The sequence below is a fragment of the Sphingobacterium sp. Lzh-3 genome, assembly GCF_046764375.1.
Taxonomy (GTDB): Bacteria; Bacteroidota; Bacteroidia; order Sphingobacteriales; family Sphingobacteriaceae; genus Sphingobacterium.
In genome coordinates this window covers 3,632,470-3,648,610 of sequence record NZ_CP177226.1, presented here as the reverse complement: position 1 = coordinate 3,648,610, position 16,141 = coordinate 3,632,470, and the positions used below count along the sequence as shown (strand labels likewise).

Genomic DNA, 16,141 nt, shown 5'->3' with positions numbered 1-16,141 from the left:
TTCTTCTAGTATTGTTCGTCTTCGTTCGGATATTGTACTGCTTTTACTTCGGCCACATAGTTAGCTACTGCCGTGGTTATTTGTTCGTGCAGGTTAGCGAAGTGACGCATAAATTTTGGTTTGAAATCGGTATTCATACCAAGCATATCGTTAATCACAAGGACTTGTCCATCGCAATCCGGCCCGGCCCCAATACCAACAGTTGGAATCACCAATTTTTCGGTTACTGTTTTAGCTAATTTTGCTGGTATCTTTTCCAGAACAATTGCAAAACAGCCCGCCTCCTGCAAAGCGAGTGCATCTTCTATCAATTTAGCGGCTTCCTGTTCTTCTTTTGCCCGCACACCAAAATTTCCAAATTTATTGATGGATTGGGGAGTCAAGCCCAGGTGTCCACATACAGGGATTCCTCCAGCAATGATTTTTTTGATGTTTTCGATGATTTCAAGTCCTCCCTCTAGTTTCAATGCGTGTGCACCCGATTCTTTCATCATGCGTACAGCTGCATTGTAAGCCTCATTAGCCGACCCTTGATAAGATCCAAATGGCAAATCTGCTAATACCATGGCACGCTCGGTACCCCTAGCAACGGCAGCGGCATGGTAGATCATATTATCAAGGGTGATAGGCAAGGTAGTTTCGTAGCCAGCAAATACGTTGGCAGCGGAATCTCCAATCAAAATAACGTCAACACCAGCTTGATCTACCATTTTGGCCATGGAGTAATCATAGCTTGTAAGCATAGAAATCTTTTCCTGACGTTCTTTCATGGCTTGCAGCATTGCTGTGCTTACTCGTTTCATTTCTTTGTTTACAGACATCTTAACTTATATTGTGTGTTCAAAAGTAAGCTTTTTATCATACATTGACCAATATTCTGCCTTGTGTTTTGTATTTTTGCAGAATGATACAAAATGAGACTCGTCTATTTAAATTCCCCAAATTTTCAGAATTAATCATCCATGAGGATGAAAATTTGATTGTTATCAATAAACCGCCGTTTGTCGCTTCTTTAGATGAACGTGAGGGTGGGGAGGTCAATATTCTTCGCTTGGCGAAGAAATATCATCCTGATGCACAGGTGTGCCACCGCCTGGATAAAGAGACCTCGGGTATTTTATTAATTGCAAAAAATCCAGAAACATACCGTACAATTTCCATTGCATTTGAAAAGAGAAAAGTCAATAAGATTTATCATGCAATCATAGGCGGTACACATACTTTTCAGGATTTGCTTGTCGATTTGCCCATCTTGAACCAAGGCAATAAAAATGTATCTATTGATCGCGCAAATGGCAAACCAGCAGAGACCATCTTCAATTCGATCAAATACTACAAGAATTATACATTAGTGGAATGTAAACCTATTACTGGGCGTATGCACCAAATCCGTATTCACCTAGCGACACAACATGCCGCTATTGTGGGGGATGCTATGTATCGCGGTAAACCGGTGTATTTGTCCCAAATTAAGAAAAGAGGATATACATTATCCAAAGATGAAGAGGAACAGCCCATTATGAAGCGTTTTGCGTTACATTCAAAACATGTTGAGTTTGAATTGAACGGAGTTAAAATGGCTTTTGAGGCACCTTATCCAAAGGATTTTGCGACTTTGTTGAAACTGTTGGATAAGTTTGATTCTTAATAGCGGGATTGCCTATGAGTCCGAAGACAAAAAAGATAATCGGAAACGTTGTATTTGTACTGCTCATCGGTTTTTTGATCTGGCCAACAAGTAGAAGTTATTTTCAGCAATTTTTAATGAAAATGGGTTTTTTCAAACCTAAACTGGAGTTTAATTCAGCTTCTAAAGATTCCGATAGAGTGTCTCCTGAGGATGCATTCAATCATGTCTCCTTTGTCAATTCGCTGGGAGAAACAGTCAAGGTGGCAGATCTGAAGGGAAAAGTGGTTTTTATTAATTTTTGGGCAACGTGGTGCGCACCTTGTCGCGCAGAAATGCCTTCGATCAATGTACTCTATGATCGCTATAAAGATAATCCAAATATAGTGTTTTTGATTGTGGAGATAGAAGGCAGCAAAGCAAAGGCCGAGGCTTTTATGAAGGAACAGCAGCTGACCTTGCCGATTAGTTTCCCAAACAGTGATATTCCAAAAGAATGGCTCTCGGGTTCAATTCCTTCAACGGTGATATTGGACAAAGCGGGTGATGTAGCAACACGGCATGAAGGTATGGCGGATTATTCAAGCCCTGATGTAGGTAAATTTATTCAAGATTTAATCAATAAATAATTTTTAAGATCTCTAATTATAGCATGACAAGAGCAGAACTTATTCATCAAATAAAAGCGAAACGCTCATTTTTATGTGTCGGATTAGACACAGACCTCACCAAAATCCCGGAGCATCTTTTAGGTGATGAGGATCCGATCTTTAGCTTCAATAAGGCTATTATAGATGCAACAGCTGATTTATGTGTTGCTTATAAGCCCAATATTGCATTTTATGAATGTTATGGAATTAAAGGCTGGCAATCGCTTCAAAAAACCTGGGCTGCGTTACCAAAGGATTGTTTTAGTATTGCTGACGCAAAAAGGGGGGATATTGGCAATACGTCGGGACGTTATGCAATGGCATTTTTTGATGAAAAGACGTCTGGTCTAGGCTTTGATAGTATTACAATCGCACCTTATATGGGAAAGGACTCGGTGACTCCATTTTTGGATTTTAACGATAAATGGGCAATCGTACTTGCTTTGACATCGAATGAGGGTAGCTTGGACTTTCAAAATTTTGAAAACAAAGAAGGGCTGCAATTGTTCGAACAGGTGATCGATAAAGTCAATACCTGGGGTACACCTGACAATTTGATGTATGTGGTCGGAGCAACACGCGGAGAGGGATTTATCAAAATTAGGGAACATGCACCCGATCATTTTTTATTGGTTCCAGGAGTGGGGGCGCAAGGAGGTTCCCTTGAAGATGTCTGTAAATTTGGTATGAACAAAGATTGCGGACTTTTAGTTAATAGCACAAGGGGAATTATCTATGCTTCAAAAGGACGTGATTTCGCTGAAAGAGCACGGGAGGAAGCCCTAATTCTACAGAAAGAAATGGAAGTAGAACTGTTAAAAGCAGGCATTATTTCCTGATTTGACATTTAATAATTCATTCGTAATACTTACCTTTGCAGCATGCCAGAAAAAATTATAATTCTAGACTTCGGGTCTCAATACACACAGTTGATCGCTAGACGTGTCAGAGAACTAAATGTGTATTGTGAGATACACCCGTTCAATAAATTGCCAGATTTTGATGACTCCGTAAAAGGTGTTATCTTTTCAGGAAGTCCATATTCTGTTAGACAAGAAGATGCACCGCAAATTGATTTTGTCGCTATTCAGGATCGTTTCCCACTTTTAGGAGTTTGTTACGGAGCACAATACATCGCTCAAAAATCAGGTGGTGAAGTGTTACCTTCTGAAATCCGCGAATATGGTCGTGCAAATCTGCAGTTTGTCAATAGTGAGAATGAATTATTGGCAGGAGTACCAACTCAATCGCAGGTATGGATGTCACATGGAGACACGATCAAAGAAGTTCCTGCAAATTTTGATATTATAGCAAGTACGGATAAAGTTCGCGTTGCTGCTTATCAAGTAAAAGGCACCCGTACCTATGGTATACAATTCCACCCGGAAGTAACACATAGTACTGATGGGGCTATCTTATTGAAAAACTTCGTTGTAAACATTTGTGGTTGTGCACAGGATTGGACACCAGACGCATTTGTTGAAACAACAGTATCTTCTTTGAAAGCGCAATTGGGTGACGATCACGTTATCATGGCTTTGTCAGGCGGAGTAGATTCAACAGTAGCAGCAGTATTGTTGCACCAAGCAATCGGAAAAAATTTACATTGTATTTTCGTGGATCATGGTCTGCTCCGTAAAGATGAGTACGAGCAAGTATTGGATTCTTACAAAAATATGGGGCTAAATATTAAAGGAATAAATGCCAAGGATTTATTTTATGGTAGATTAGCTGGGGTTTCTGAACCAGAAGAGAAACGCAAAATCATTGGTAATTCATTTATTGATGTTTTTGATGAAGCTGCAAAAGAAATCCAAAAGGAATTACCTGAAGGAATTGAAGCGAAATGGTTGGGACAAGGAACAATTTACCCAGATATTATCGAGTCGGTTTCAGTGAAAGGACCTTCAGCAACAATCAAATCGCACCATAACGTTGGTGGCTTACCTGATTTCATGAAATTGAAAGTCGTAGAGCCACTTAAAACGTTGTTTAAAGATGAAGTAAGAAGAGTAGGAAAAGCTTTAGAAGTGGATCAGGCAATTTTAGGCAGACATCCCTTCCCTGGACCAGGTTTGGCAATTCGTATTTTAGGTGATATTACACCTGAGCGTGTACGTATTGTACAAGAAGCTGATGCGATCTTTATCAATAATCTGAAGGAAGCTGGCTGGTACGATAAAGTATGGCAAGCTGGTACAATTTTCTTGCCAGTGCGTTCTGTAGGCGTAATGGGTGACGAGCGTACTTACGAGCATGTTGTTAGCTTACGTGCAGTTGGTTCTCTTGATGGAATGACTGCGGATTGGATACATTTACCATATGACCTGTTGGCAAAAATTTCAAATGAAATTATCAACCATGTGAAAGGAATAAACAGAGTTGTATATGATATCAGTTCAAAACCGCCCGCTACAATTGAGTGGGAATAAAATATGGGTTGCGGCACTTGTAGCATTATGTCTTGCAAGCTGCACAACCAAAAAAAGCACGGTATTGCGTTCGCCTTCCTCTGGTCAAGGCGAACAGCAAACTGCTGTGACTAAACCAGCAGTTGACAACAATAAGACCATTGCCAAAGTGGGGGATATCCAGGATGTCAACGGCCATGCTGTGAAAAATAATCGCATCGCCTTGTTATTACCATTCGAGTTAAGTGGTATTGCGGGGACGATTACAAAAGAAGATGTGGAGCGTTCTTCCTTGGCACTTGATTTTTATCAGGGATTTCAGTTGGGCCTTGACAAAATTGCCAAAGAGGGTGCTTTATTTGATCTACAAGTAATTGATTCTCGAGACAATGTTGCTTACAATGCGACTTTAGGGACTTCGGCGAATGTCAAAGATGCTGTACTTGTGGTCGGTCCGGTATATCCGCGTGAGATAAAAAGCTTTGGGCAAACATTTGCAAATAAGAATGTGTTACAAGTTTCGCCGTTGGCGGCGACTATGGCTTCTGAGTTTAGCTTACCTAATTTGGTTTCCATCACACCATCTATTCGTACACACTCGGAAACATTGGCAAAATATGTTGCTGATCAGTACTATACGGGTGATCAGATTCTGGTATACGATGCCGGTGACGATGAAAGTAAACAGTTTCTAGTCAATTTTGTTAGCGAAATTTCAAAGGCTAATGCACAGGCAAAAGTAAAAACTGTTATGAGCGTCAACGAGTTCAACAATAGCCTTGTGTTGACGGGAACTAATCATGTCATTTCTGGTACGGCCAATAAGAATTTGGTAAAGGGGCTTTTGGATGCTATGGACGAACGCTTTTTGAATCCAGGTAACCAGTTTAAGTTGTATGGACATCCAAATATGGCTAAGCTTTCTTTTGAGAATTTCGAAAATATGGATTTCTATGGACTTACTATTACTTCTTCCAACTTAGTGAATGAGAGTGATAGTGATACCCGCAAATTTATTGGAAATTATAAATCGGCTTATAAAGTGGACCCGTCTGAGTTTTCATATAAAGGTTATGATGCGGCATTGTATTTCGGTCGATTGATTCATAAATATGGCGTGGATTATGTTAGCCGAATGACGCAAGATAAGTTTTCGGGATTGAATAGCGATTACAAATTTGAGTTTTATCCAAAATGGGGCTATGCTAATAGAGCTTTGGGTATAATGGTTTATCACAACAAAAAATTTGAAAGAAAATAATCTTTGAATGGCTGAATTCAGTGAAAGACGTGTTCATCAGCAAATACGTAATTTTGAGCGGGCAATGGATGGTTTTGAAGCTGATCAACCATTTTCGCGTTATCTGACTACTTTTTTTAAGTTGAACAAGCAAATGGGATCTTCGGACCGGAAGTCTACCTCCCGTTTATGTTATAATTATTTTCGTCTGGGAATGGCGGCTTCGCAGTTGTCCCAACAGCGCAGGTTGGTGCTTGCGGAATTTCTATGTGAACAGGAAAGTCCTTTGGTGGCCCTTTTTGAGCCTTCCTATAGCGATAAACTTCATCTGCCGCTGAAAGACAAAATTGCATTCCTGACGTCTGAAGGTGTTTTTAATCGGAATGACCTCTTTCCTTTCGTGGATTATATTTCTAAGGAGGTCGACTTGGTGCAATTTTTAGAGAGCCAATTGATCCAGCCCAACTTATATGTTCGGGTGAAACGTGGGAAGACAAAGGTCGTGTGCGCTATTTTGGATAACAATCAGATTCCGTATTCTATGATTGGCGATCAGACTATCGCCTTGAATAATGGAACATCCTTGCAGCGATTTGATGCATTGGATGGAATTATAGAAGTGCAGGATATGTCTTCGCAGCGCACTTTGGATTATATGGAACCCGCTGAAAGAGAATCCTGGTGGGATGCATGTGCGGCTTCGGGTGGCAAATCGCTCTTGTTGATGGATGCTTGCCCAACTGTTAATCTTTTGGTTTCTGATGTTCGCATGAGTATTCTCCGAAATCTCGATGAACGTTTTGACCGTGCTGGAATAAAACATTACCGAAAAAAAATACTCGATCTTACGAAGGATACCTTTTCAATTCTTGGGAGCGAACGATTTGATGGGGTGTTATTGGATGCGCCTTGTACTGGATCGGGAACCTGGGGGCGTACACCAGAGATGGTTAGGCAATTTCGGGCCGCTAAGATTGCCGAATTCAATGCACTACAAAAGAATATTGCAAGTAATGTGGTGGGGCATGTTAAAGCGGGCAAGCCTTTAATTTATATAACCTGCTCTATTTTTAAAGCAGAAAACGAAGATGTTGTCAATTACATTGTAGATAATTTTGGTTTTGAAATAGAACGTATGGACTATTTGAAAGGTTATGAAGAGAAAGCGGATAGTATGTTTGTGGCGCGATTGATTAAAAAATAATTTATATATATTAAAAGCAAAAAGGCTATTTTTTCATTGAAAAAATAGCCTTTTTTTATACATATGGACCGTTTAATATCAGTCACATTTACTTGGAACAACGAGCACAGGGCAGGTAGATTTACGAATGACTGACTCGGAGACAGAGCCGGAAATGAAATGGTCAAAGCCCGTCCGTCCATTGGTGCCCATAATAATAAGATCTGCAGACCACTCATGGGACGCGGCTAGAATTTCTTCTTTAATGGATCCGATTCGATTAAAAAGATATACTTCTCCTGCGCCGGTAAATTCGCGACTTATTTTCTCAAGATACTTTTGTGCATTATCCTGTTCCATTTCCGATACTTCTGGAACGATGATAGGTTGCTGACCTAATAGCGGATCTGCACCAAAACTAGCTGGAGAAGTAGGGGGAACAACCGTGACAAGTGCTATGGAAGCTTCAAATACTGCGGCCATTTCTTTGGCATATAGTATCGCCTTTTCTGAGCATGGTTCGTCGTCAACCGCGACGAGTATCCTTTTGAATTTTGAATTTGTATTCTCCATTTCTACTATAATTAATTTATCTTCGTCATATAATATATAATCACATTTTTGACGATTTTGTTTTGTTTAGCACATGAAATATGGTATTTGTACACTAGCGCTCGTTCCGCTACGTTTAGAACAGGCACACCGTAGTGAGATGGTTTCTCAGGTATTGTTCGGGGAACTTTTTGAGATCCTTGATGAACAGGCCGATTGGACATCAATACGTCTGTTGGAAACGGACTATTTAGGCTGGATTCAAAACGGGCAGTTTCAGGAACTAAACGACTTAGATATGCAACATTATCTGACCGGAACACCAATTATCGTTGGAAGGGAGGGAGGGGTCCTTGTTACGGATACCGCACAATTTCAGCTCTGTCATGGAACCAAGCTCTACCTAAATGCACAGAATACTGTCAGTTTATCTCCATTGGGATTAACCTATCAAGGTAGTATCAATCCGTTTACCAGAAATCAATTTGAAACTGAAGTGTCGCGATTGGCTTTGAGTTATAAGGACACTCCTTATCTATGGGGGGGGCGTTCACAATGGGGAATCGATTGTTCCGGTTTCTCCCAATTGATTTATAGCTGTTTTGATCTTTCCTTGCCTCGTGATGCTTATCAGCAGGCAGAGATGGGGCAGACTGTAGATTTTATTTCAGAAATAAAAGTAGGGGATTTGGCTTTTTTTGACAATGCCGAAGGAAGGATTACCCATGTAGGGATTATGCTGGATCGCGATACGATTATTCATGCCTCAGCGAAAGTCCGTGTTGATCGGATGGATACGGAAGGTATTTTTAATGCTGAACAGAATCGTTATACACACAAACTACGGATTGTTAAACGGTATAATTGATAAAGGTGGATATATAAAAAAAGGCTATAAGTAATTATAGCCTTTTCTATTGTCACACGCCTTATTGACTAGAAGTGGAACTGAACACCTAAAGTTGGCGCTAATGAATTTGCGTCTAAACCAAATGTGTTTGTTGATCTATCTGCTGTTTTATTATTGTTGTAGTTGTAGTATAAACCTCTAACTTTTAACTCGATACCAACTTTGCTTGTTGGGAAGTATGCTAAACCCGGAGCTAATTCAACACCATAGTTCTCAAATTTTGATTCCGCTTTTACGTTATTTGTTTCAACGGTAGTTTTTCCCCAAGACATTGGCACAGATAGTTGTGCAAAAAATCTTAATGGACCATTAGCAGAATATTTTCTTACAAATGGAGAAACTTGGAAGGCATCTCTTTTTGTGCTTAAGTCCATAACACTCTCATCTTTGCTCCAGTTGTAACCAATTCCAGTACCAATTGCCAAGTTGTCGCTTACAAAGTAACCAACTGTTGGATTGATAGAGAATGAGTTGTCTTTGAAGTCTGTGTCTTTAACTTTTGAAGTCTGGAAGCCAACTTGACCACCAACCATAATTTTTCCTTGTTCAGTTTGAGCTTGTGCTGCTATTGTTAAACCTGCAATGGCAGTTAATGTTAGTAAAACTTTTTTCATGTCTTTTTTATTTAATAGTTTGTTTTAATGTGTCAGTAATTACTTCCTGACTTTTTAAATTTGTTAGTCAAATATCGAAATCTTATTTTAATTTTTTGTCACTAGATTGTCTAGATGTTTTGTCATTATTGTAAATAATAGTGGTTCAATTGATTAAAATTTAATGTATTTTTATTTTTATCGTTTCTATTTAACAATAATGATATTGGTCTGACTTTTTGTTTTTAATTGTCAATTTCAAGTAAGAAGACAAAAAAAAGCCATTTGTCAGCAGCGGACAAATGGCTTTTTTTTTGTATTTGAAAGACCGGTTTTAATCGAAATATTCTTTGATTCGCTCGAAGAATGATTTTTCACTTTTACCTGGTTGAGGTTTAAAGTTTGGCGATTCTTTCAGTTTGTTCAATAATTCTTTTTCTTCGTTAGATACGGCTTTTGGTGTCCAGATATTAACGTATACAAGTTGGTCCCCTTTGTGATAAGAGTTGACTTCAGGAATACCTTTTCCTTTTAACCGTAAAATTTTACCGCCTTGTGTACCGGGCTCAATTTTGATCTTCGCTTTTCCATCTATTGTAGGGACTTCAACGCTGGTGCCTAAGGTCGCATCTACGAAATTAATGTATAGATCATAGATTACATTTAGTCCGTCACGTTTTAAACTTTCGTGTGGTACTTCTTCGATCAGGATAATTAAATCTCCTGGAACACCACCACGCGGAGCAGCGTTTCCTTTGCCACTCATGGAAAGTTGCATGCCTTCACTTACTCCTGCAGGAATATTGATTGCGATTGTTTCCTCACCGCGTTCGAGTCCTTCACCTCTACAAGTTGTACATTTTGCCGTAATTTCAACACCTTCGCCATTACAAGTAGGGCAAGTGCTTGTTGTTTGCATTTGTCCTAAGATGGTATTTGTTACTCTTCTAACTGATCCAGATCCCCCACAGGTTTTACAAGTATGGAAAGAAGATTTATCTTTAGCACCAGATCCGTCACAAGAATGACAGACCACTTGTTTGTTAACCTTTACCTTTTTCTCGACGCCTTTGGCAATTTCTTCGAGTGTTAATTTAACTTTTATGCGTAAGTTGCTTCCACGAGCTACCCGACGGCCGCCACGCTGGCCACCACCGCCGCCAAAGAAACTTTCAAATGGATGTCCTCCTCCAAAGATATCACCAAATTGGCTGAATATGTCTTCCATATTCATGCCGCCGCCACCGCCAAAGCCACCACTTGCCGAATTACCGGCATGGCCAAATTGGTCATAACGTTGACGTTTTTGTGGATTGCTCAAGATATCGTATGCCTCAGCAGCTTCCTTAAACTGTTCTTCAGCTTCATGATCACCAGGATTTTTATCCGGATGGTATTTTATCGCCAATTTGCGATATGCTGATTTAATCTCCTTCTCGTCCGCTGATCGCGAGACACCAAGTATATCGTAATAATCTCTTTTTGACATCGTCTTAATATTATTGACCTATAACTACCTTTGCGTGACGGATCACTTTGTCACCCAAGTAGTACCCCTTTTCGATCACGTCTACGACTTTATTCTTTAATTCTGCTGTAGGTGCAGGAATTGCTGTGATAGCTTCTTGTAATTCAGGATCGAAGGCTTGGCCTGTAGCTTCCATTTCCTTTAACCCCAATTGCGACAACGTTTGTCTGAATTTGTTGTTAACAATATCCATTCCTGTTTTAACAGATTCAACATCTGTTGCTGTTTCCATGGCAGTTAATGCTCTGTCAAAATCATCTAGTGTAGGTAATAGCTTGCTAATGACATCTTTTCCAGCTGATTGAATCAATTCAACACGTTCTTTGCTTGTGCGTTTTCTATAATTGTCAAATTCAGCAGAAAGACGAATGTATTTATCCTTTGCCTCTGCCAATTCTGCAGCCAATTTCTCTTCAGTAGACAGTTCTTCTGCTATATTATCAGCAGGCTGTTCTTGTTGTTCAGAAGAATTTGTTTCTACTGGGTCTTGACCTTCATCGTAATAATTATCTTGCTCATTCATATCTTCAATGCTAAAATTAGATTCAAAAATTTACTCTATGCTTCGTTTGTCAAAGTTTTTGCCAAACAATAAAATTCCGACAGCTTGTCAGATTTTATTAAAAAAGCCTAACAATTTGTCGGAATCTCATTTTTTATATGTCAGTTTTCCGTCTAGATACTGACATTGTCCTGTAATACCCCATCGGCGGTCTTGATGATGCGTGACGGCATATTACGGATAATGGTATAATCGTGTGTTGCCATTAAAATAGCTGTTCCGGAATTGGCAATGTCACGTAATAATAAGACGATTTCTTCTGACGTAGCAGGATCCAAGTTACCGGTAGGCTCATCTGCCAGAATAATTTCGGGGTTATTTAATAATGCGCGGGCAATTACAATGCGCTGTTGTTCACCACCAGAAAGTTCATGGGGCATTTTCTTAAGTTTCGAACGAAGCCCAACTTTCTCCAGTACATCCAATATACGGTTGTCGATCATTTTCTTATCTTTCCAACCTGTTGCTTTCAGTGCAAATTCGAGATTTTTCTCGATGCTTCTATCGGATAAAAGATGAAAATCCTGGAACACAATACCCAATTTTCTACGCAAATAGGGGACATCATTTTCGTGCAACTTTTTAAGGTCAAAGCCTGCAATCATTCCTTCACCATTACCGATGTATAAATCGCCGTAAATGATTTTTAGTAAACTACTTTTTCCACTGCCGGACTGGCCGATCAGGTAAATAAACTCTCCTTTACCAATGTTTAAATTGACATTGGACAAGACCAGATGTTTTTGTTGGAAGATATCAACGTTTTTTAATGTAATTACTTTATTTTCAATCATGGAAGCTAAAATTCTAATTTTTTAATTTGCCCAAAAGGCATTTCTTTAACCAGTTGCATGATATATTCTGCCTTTTCTCCTAATCCAATCTTATCAAGTGATTTATCTGGGCGGTCGACTCTAAAATATGCCAGCAAGGTGAAGGCATCATCTCTTAATTGAACATAATCAGGGATTTTGGCGACACCTTTTACTTTAATGATATACATGATTTCAAAGTTAGTATTTTTAATGCAATTTATTTACTATGAATTTAAAGGAAGCTTATTGGTTTGCAAATAAAAAGTCCAACGTATTCACTCCATCAGCATAATCATCTAATGAAGGGCACTGGCTTTCTCCAAAATGAAATACCGGCGAGGACACATTTAATGCTGTTTCTGACACAATACATTGGATATTTTCTTGGGCTAGTTTGAGTTTATTTTCAACTTCAGCCAGCGTTTCGTATGTTTCGTAATACACCACTGCAAGGGGAGAGGCGGTTCGCTCATCTTCTTTGAGCAATAAAAATCCATTGTCAAAATGCTTGTCGCCATTGATCAGATAGATGGATTTGTTGTAGTCGTAATTGTTATTGTATTTAAAATGCTCGGTGATGGTGTTAAATGCGGCAATACCCTCGAAGAAATGTGTTATTGCGTAATCTTTTGGAATAAATAGCTTTGATACAGAGCGACAGCCCAAACCAAAATAATCAAAGATGTCGTGTCCCAGCGATTCCAGCTGGTTAGAAGATTCTTGGCCACCGATTACAGCAATACTATTTCTATTGCGACGAATAATATGTGGTTTGGTGCCAAAATAGTAATCAAAATAACGGGCGCTATTGTTGGAGCCCGTTGCAATAACCAAATCGAAATCCTTTAGTTTATCGACAATTTCACAGGCATCATCAAAATATGGGTCAATTTGTGTAAGCAGGTGGAGCACATAGTTTGTCAGACCTGCATCGTCCGATGAAACTTTGATTTTGGCTCTAAAGCCGCTGATCAGTACAGATAGGATATCATGAAACCCTACCAAAGGGATATTACCCGCAAGAATTAATCCGACAGTTTTCGTTGAATTTAGATCTGGATAAGGTGCCAACCATTGATTCAGCTTTTCTATTGTCAAATTGGCAGCAATAGCTTGAAGTGCGCGTTCAACATTTTGTGGGGTGTACCAGGGATTTTTATGCTGGGCGAATTGAATGATTTGAATCAAATCTTCAGGTCGCTTTTGCAGCTGCTCGCCTAATTTTACAAATGCATTTATTCGTTGTTGCTTTGTCAAAATATTAAAATTTTAAAAGATGAATACACAAATTTGTATTATATTTGTGCTGTTAACATTAATCAACGTGAATCAACTAGCCTTATTGTTCAATCAGACGTTGTTTCATGTTGATAATGCAAAAATAGTTTATTTATCATAATTGTGAGGTTATAAATGGCGATTAAAATTACAGACGAATGCATTAACTGTGGTGCTTGCGAACCGGAATGCCCAAATAATGCAATATACGATGCTGGTGTAACTTGGAAATTCTCAGATGGGACGGCTTTGGATGGGATTATTGATTTTGGCGATGGTGTTACACTAGATGCCAACGAATCTCAGGAAGCAATCTCTAATGAGGTCTATTATATTGTTTCAGATAAATGTACAGAATGTGTAGGTTTCCACGATGAACCTCAATGTGCGGCGGTATGCCCTGTAGATTGTTGTGTGGATGACGAAGATGTACGCGAGTCAAACGATGAGCTATTAGCGAAAAAAGCTTGGTTACACGCGGAATAAAATTAGTATTCCGTTAAAATATAAGGCAGGATAAGAAATTTTCCTGCCTTTTTTGTTTCGTTCTATTTTGACGAAATCGATATTTTGTTGTGAAACTTGGCTGTTTGGAATAATAATATTTGCAAAAGCGTAGTATTTTTTTATTTTTGTTCTTTTGACCATTAAAATCTTTTAAATGTTAAAAACCAAAATAGGGTTGATTACCCTGATCACAGTTACATTAGCTTGTATCATTGCTGTATTATACGAATTTGATGTTGTAGGCTTTTCGCATGAATTTCTAATGGCTGTCCGTTGGATAGTTGCTACCGTTTTGGTTGTAAATGCGCTCTTTAAGAAAAATTTGACCACCTGGATTCTGACCTGTATGATTATGGGGATATTTGTTGGGTTGGATTTTCCAAATCTGGCGATTTCCTTACAACCCTTAAGTAAAGGTTTTATCAAGTTGGTCAAGACGATTGTCGGCCCTATTCTCTTTGCTACACTTGTGTATGGAATTGCAGGACATTCTGATTTGAAACAGGTGGGACGTATGGCATGGAAATCTATGCTTTATTTCTTCTGCGCAACGACTTGTGCTATTTTTATCGGTTTAGGAGCTATCAACCTGACTCGAGCAGGTGTGGGAGTTGATGTTGCACATATGCCACATGAAGAGCTCCCTGTGCCAAAAGAAAGCATGGATGAACATATCCTCAAAACACTTCCGGACCATGTGCATCCTGTATATAAGTTCACTTCTTTTATACGTGACCTGTTTCCTGAAAATATTGTCAAATCAGTAGCTGATAACCAGGTTTTACAAATTGTTGTATTTTCAGTTTTATTCGGAATTGGATTGGCTATGGTGGATGAGAAAAAGCGTAAACCTTTGGTAGATTTCACCGAGAGTATGTCTGAGACGATGTTTAAGTTTACGAACATCATTATGTACTTTGCCCCGATTGGGGTCGGCGCTGCTATGGCCTACACGGTGGGGCATCTCGGTGTCGATATCCTAAAGAATCTTTTCATGCTTTTGGCGACGCTGTATTTTGCTTTAGTGTGCTTTTTATGTCTGGTTCTTCTTCCGGTAGCACTTTATCTAAAAATACCTGTGAAACGTTTTATTAATGCGATTAAGGAACCTGTTTCGATTGCATTTGCCACTACAAGCTCAGATGCGGCATTGCCGAAAGCAATGAGCGCGATGGAGAAATTTGGTGTACCTCGTAAGATTGTTTCGTTTGTAATTCCGACAGGATATAGCTTTAATTTGGATGGCACGTCCCTTTATCTATCCTTGGCGGCAATTTTTGTGGCGCAAGCTGCAGGAATACATTTGTCTTTTGGACACCAGTTGATGATAGCTTTTACTTTGATGATTACGTCTAAGGGGGTTGCAGCTGTTCCGAGAGCCTCATTAATTATTTTGATTGCTACTGCGGATCAGTTCGGCTTGCCGACATTTGTTATTGCCGCAATTTTAGGTATTGATGAATTGATGGATATGGCACGTACTTCAGTCAATGTGATCGGAAACTGTCTTGCAACGGTTGTTGTCGCTAAATGGGAGGGCGAGTTTGATGAAGAAGCTCCTTACCGCGAAGATACTGAAGAGGCAATCTAATAGAAATAAGAAATAACTGACGAATATTCGTTGAAGAAAAGCAGTCTTGACATCTCGTTAAGACTGCTTTTTTATTGTCTTTAGCTCATGTTGATGATTTTGCTATGCCTATTTATCATATTTAGTACAGTAAACACCAATAGAACTGAAAAGCAAATCCATGGCGGGAAATGATGGAGGACCAGATGCCTTGTTTAAGTCTTATGAGAGGATGGGAGGTGATGGTCTTGAAAAAAAGTGCTTGCAAGCTGTTGTTGGGGACCTGGGATCTTCTACAATAGCTTGCAAGCGAAATATGTTATATCAACGTCCGTCCACGTAGTACCATAAATCATCTTGTTTTTTGAAGGTAGACTTTTCATGGTGAATTTGAACTTCCATCTGTGGATCCAGGTAATGGGCTTCAAACTCAACAGTGTGGAGAGTAGATTTAAGGATAGAGAGTTGCATCCATTTATTCTCCCGCGCCCATTGTCCGATTGCCTTTTTATTTTGGAACCGTCGTGTTGAGGGATGAAACGTATCGTATAGGAAATCGATCTGTTGAAGAACAAAGGCGCTATAGCGTGCGCGCATCAATGCTTCTGCGGTGATTGCTTTGGCATGGAAAAGATGAATTTGCTGGCAGCATTCCCCATAGATATTGCCAGAGCCACAAGGGCATAATTGACCTGATTCTATCACTTCTATGTTC

General features: G+C 39.4%; 18 protein-coding genes. 9 read left to right on the top strand and 9 right to left on the bottom strand.

Going from position 1 to position 16,141, the window contains the following annotated elements; genetic code table 11:
- Positions 1-5: 5 nt before the first annotated feature.
- Positions 6-821, bottom strand: coding sequence for a 3-methyl-2-oxobutanoate hydroxymethyltransferase (panB, locus tag ACLCDV_RS15385; RefSeq protein WP_411971563.1), 816 nt, complete (start codon positions 819-821; stop codon positions 6-8).
- A gap of 83 nt (positions 822-904) precedes the next feature.
- On the opposite strand from panB, the gene ACLCDV_RS15380 reads away from it, so the two are divergent.
- The 6 genes from ACLCDV_RS15380 to ACLCDV_RS15355 are packed head-to-tail and all read left to right on the top strand — an operon-like array spanning position 905 to position 7,132.
- The gene (locus tag ACLCDV_RS15380) at positions 905-1,648 is read left to right on the top strand and encodes an RluA family pseudouridine synthase (RefSeq protein WP_411971562.1); all 744 of its coding nucleotides are present in this window, start codon (positions 905-907) and stop codon (positions 1,646-1,648) included.
- A 14-nt stretch (positions 1,649-1,662) separates the two neighbouring features.
- Positions 1,663-2,256 carry a redoxin domain-containing protein gene (locus ACLCDV_RS15375; RefSeq protein ID WP_411971561.1) on the top strand — a complete coding sequence of 198 codons (594 nt, stop codon included), beginning with the start codon at positions 1,663-1,665 and terminating at the stop codon, positions 2,254-2,256.
- Positions 2,257-2,279: 23 nt separating this feature from the next.
- The gene (gene pyrF / locus ACLCDV_RS15370) at positions 2,280-3,116 is read left to right on the top strand and encodes an orotidine-5'-phosphate decarboxylase (protein ID WP_411971560.1); all 837 of its coding nucleotides are present in this window, start codon (positions 2,280-2,282) and stop codon (positions 3,114-3,116) included.
- A 42-nt stretch (positions 3,117-3,158) separates the two neighbouring features.
- Positions 3,159-4,709 (top strand): glutamine-hydrolyzing GMP synthase, encoded by a 1,551-nt coding sequence (guaA, locus tag ACLCDV_RS15365; protein WP_201668180.1) that lies wholly within the window; start codon positions 3,159-3,161, stop codon positions 4,707-4,709.
- Positions 4,666-5,949 (top strand): ABC transporter substrate-binding protein, encoded by a 1,284-nt coding sequence (locus tag ACLCDV_RS15360; protein WP_411971559.1) that lies wholly within the window; start codon positions 4,666-4,668, stop codon positions 5,947-5,949. Before guaA ends, ACLCDV_RS15360 begins: the two co-directional genes overlap by 44 nt.
- 7 nt (positions 5,950-5,956) lie before the next feature.
- Positions 5,957-7,132, top strand: coding sequence for an RsmB/NOP family class I SAM-dependent RNA methyltransferase (locus ACLCDV_RS15355; protein WP_333574888.1), 1,176 nt, complete (start codon positions 5,957-5,959; stop codon positions 7,130-7,132).
- A gap of 78 nt (positions 7,133-7,210) precedes the next feature.
- Here the strand turns inward: ACLCDV_RS15355 and ACLCDV_RS15350 are convergent, their stop codons facing one another.
- A complete protein-coding gene (locus ACLCDV_RS15350; protein WP_286851427.1) occupies positions 7,211-7,684 on the bottom strand; it encodes a universal stress protein in 474 nt (157 codons plus the stop codon).
- A gap of 73 nt (positions 7,685-7,757) precedes the next feature.
- Between ACLCDV_RS15350 and ACLCDV_RS15345 the strand changes: the two genes are divergently transcribed.
- Positions 7,758-8,531: an NlpC/P60 family protein gene (locus ACLCDV_RS15345; protein ID WP_411971558.1), complete on the top strand. Its 774-nt coding sequence runs from the start codon at positions 7,758-7,760 to the stop codon at positions 8,529-8,531.
- 68 nt (positions 8,532-8,599) lie between these two features.
- On the opposite strand, the gene ACLCDV_RS15340 is transcribed toward ACLCDV_RS15345, so the two are convergent.
- The 6 genes from ACLCDV_RS15340 to ACLCDV_RS15315 all read right to left on the bottom strand — a co-directional run bounded on the left by ACLCDV_RS15340 (position 8,600) and on the right by ACLCDV_RS15315 (position 13,328).
- Positions 8,600-9,187, bottom strand: a complete 588-nt coding sequence (locus ACLCDV_RS15340) for an outer membrane beta-barrel protein (protein ID WP_317666049.1) — start codon at positions 9,185-9,187, stop codon at positions 8,600-8,602.
- 313 nt (positions 9,188-9,500) lie between these two features.
- Positions 9,501-10,655 (bottom strand): molecular chaperone DnaJ, encoded by a 1,155-nt coding sequence (dnaJ, locus tag ACLCDV_RS15335; RefSeq protein ID WP_046672894.1) that lies wholly within the window; start codon positions 10,653-10,655, stop codon positions 9,501-9,503.
- 10 nt (positions 10,656-10,665) lie between these two features.
- Positions 10,666-11,217, bottom strand: coding sequence for a nucleotide exchange factor GrpE (locus tag ACLCDV_RS15330; RefSeq protein WP_046672893.1), 552 nt, complete (start codon positions 11,215-11,217; stop codon positions 10,666-10,668).
- Between the two features lie 152 nt (positions 11,218-11,369).
- Complete coding sequence (locus ACLCDV_RS15325) at positions 11,370-12,050, bottom strand: cell division ATP-binding protein FtsE (protein ID WP_286848986.1); 681 nt, start codon at positions 12,048-12,050, stop codon at positions 11,370-11,372.
- A gap of 5 nt (positions 12,051-12,055) precedes the next feature.
- Positions 12,056-12,259 (bottom strand): fructose-6-phosphate aldolase, encoded by a 204-nt coding sequence (locus ACLCDV_RS15320; RefSeq protein WP_070561119.1) that lies wholly within the window; start codon positions 12,257-12,259, stop codon positions 12,056-12,058.
- Between the two features lie 55 nt (positions 12,260-12,314).
- Complete coding sequence (locus tag ACLCDV_RS15315; RefSeq protein WP_411971557.1) at positions 12,315-13,328, bottom strand: acyl-CoA reductase; 1,014 nt, start codon at positions 13,326-13,328, stop codon at positions 12,315-12,317.
- 156 nt (positions 13,329-13,484) lie between these two features.
- Between ACLCDV_RS15315 and ACLCDV_RS15310 the strand changes: the two genes are divergently transcribed.
- Positions 13,485-13,835 carry a 4Fe-4S dicluster domain-containing protein gene (locus ACLCDV_RS15310; RefSeq protein ID WP_293907453.1) on the top strand — a complete coding sequence of 117 codons (351 nt, stop codon included), beginning with the start codon at positions 13,485-13,487 and terminating at the stop codon, positions 13,833-13,835.
- Positions 13,836-14,010: 175 nt separating this feature from the next.
- Positions 14,011-15,447 carry a dicarboxylate/amino acid:cation symporter gene (locus tag ACLCDV_RS15305; protein WP_317666059.1) on the top strand — a complete coding sequence of 479 codons (1,437 nt, stop codon included), beginning with the start codon at positions 14,011-14,013 and terminating at the stop codon, positions 15,445-15,447.
- 303 nt (positions 15,448-15,750) lie between these two features.
- Here the strand turns inward: ACLCDV_RS15305 and ACLCDV_RS15300 are convergent, their stop codons facing one another.
- Complete coding sequence (locus ACLCDV_RS15300) at positions 15,751-16,131, bottom strand: YchJ family protein (RefSeq protein WP_411971556.1); 381 nt, start codon at positions 16,129-16,131, stop codon at positions 15,751-15,753.
- Positions 16,132-16,141 lie beyond the last annotated feature (10 nt).

Coding starts and splice junctions, on each gene's coding strand:
- ACLCDV_RS15330 (WP_046672893.1), bottom strand. CDS start 11,217: ATGAATGAGCAAGATAATTATTACGATGAAGGTCAAGACCCAGTAGAA.
- ACLCDV_RS15305 (WP_317666059.1), top strand. CDS start 14,011: ATGTTAAAAACCAAAATAGGGTTGATTACCCTGATCACAGTTACATTA.
- ACLCDV_RS15340 (WP_317666049.1), bottom strand. CDS start 9,187: ATGAAAAAAGTTTTACTAACATTAACTGCCATTGCAGGTTTAACAATA.
- ACLCDV_RS15360 (WP_411971559.1), top strand. CDS start 4,666: ATGATATCAGTTCAAAACCGCCCGCTACAATTGAGTGGGAATAAAATA.
- ACLCDV_RS15325 (WP_286848986.1), bottom strand. CDS start 12,050: ATGATTGAAAATAAAGTAATTACATTAAAAAACGTTGATATCTTCCAA.
- ACLCDV_RS15355 (WP_333574888.1), top strand. CDS start 5,957: ATGGCTGAATTCAGTGAAAGACGTGTTCATCAGCAAATACGTAATTTT.
- panB (WP_411971563.1), bottom strand. CDS start 821: ATGTCTGTAAACAAAGAAATGAAACGAGTAAGCACAGCAATGCTGCAA.
- ACLCDV_RS15310 (WP_293907453.1), top strand. CDS start 13,485: ATGGCGATTAAAATTACAGACGAATGCATTAACTGTGGTGCTTGCGAA.
- dnaJ (WP_046672894.1), bottom strand. CDS start 10,655: ATGTCAAAAAGAGATTATTACGATATACTTGGTGTCTCGCGATCAGCG.
- guaA (WP_201668180.1), top strand. CDS start 3,159: ATGCCAGAAAAAATTATAATTCTAGACTTCGGGTCTCAATACACACAG.
- ACLCDV_RS15375 (WP_411971561.1), top strand. CDS start 1,663: ATGAGTCCGAAGACAAAAAAGATAATCGGAAACGTTGTATTTGTACTG.
- ACLCDV_RS15380 (WP_411971562.1), top strand. CDS start 905: ATGATACAAAATGAGACTCGTCTATTTAAATTCCCCAAATTTTCAGAA.
- ACLCDV_RS15320 (WP_070561119.1), bottom strand. CDS start 12,259: ATGTATATCATTAAAGTAAAAGGTGTCGCCAAAATCCCTGATTATGTT.
- ACLCDV_RS15345 (WP_411971558.1), top strand. CDS start 7,758: ATGAAATATGGTATTTGTACACTAGCGCTCGTTCCGCTACGTTTAGAA.
- pyrF (WP_411971560.1), top strand. CDS start 2,280: ATGACAAGAGCAGAACTTATTCATCAAATAAAAGCGAAACGCTCATTT.
- ACLCDV_RS15350 (WP_286851427.1), bottom strand. CDS start 7,684: ATGGAGAATACAAATTCAAAATTCAAAAGGATACTCGTCGCGGTTGAC.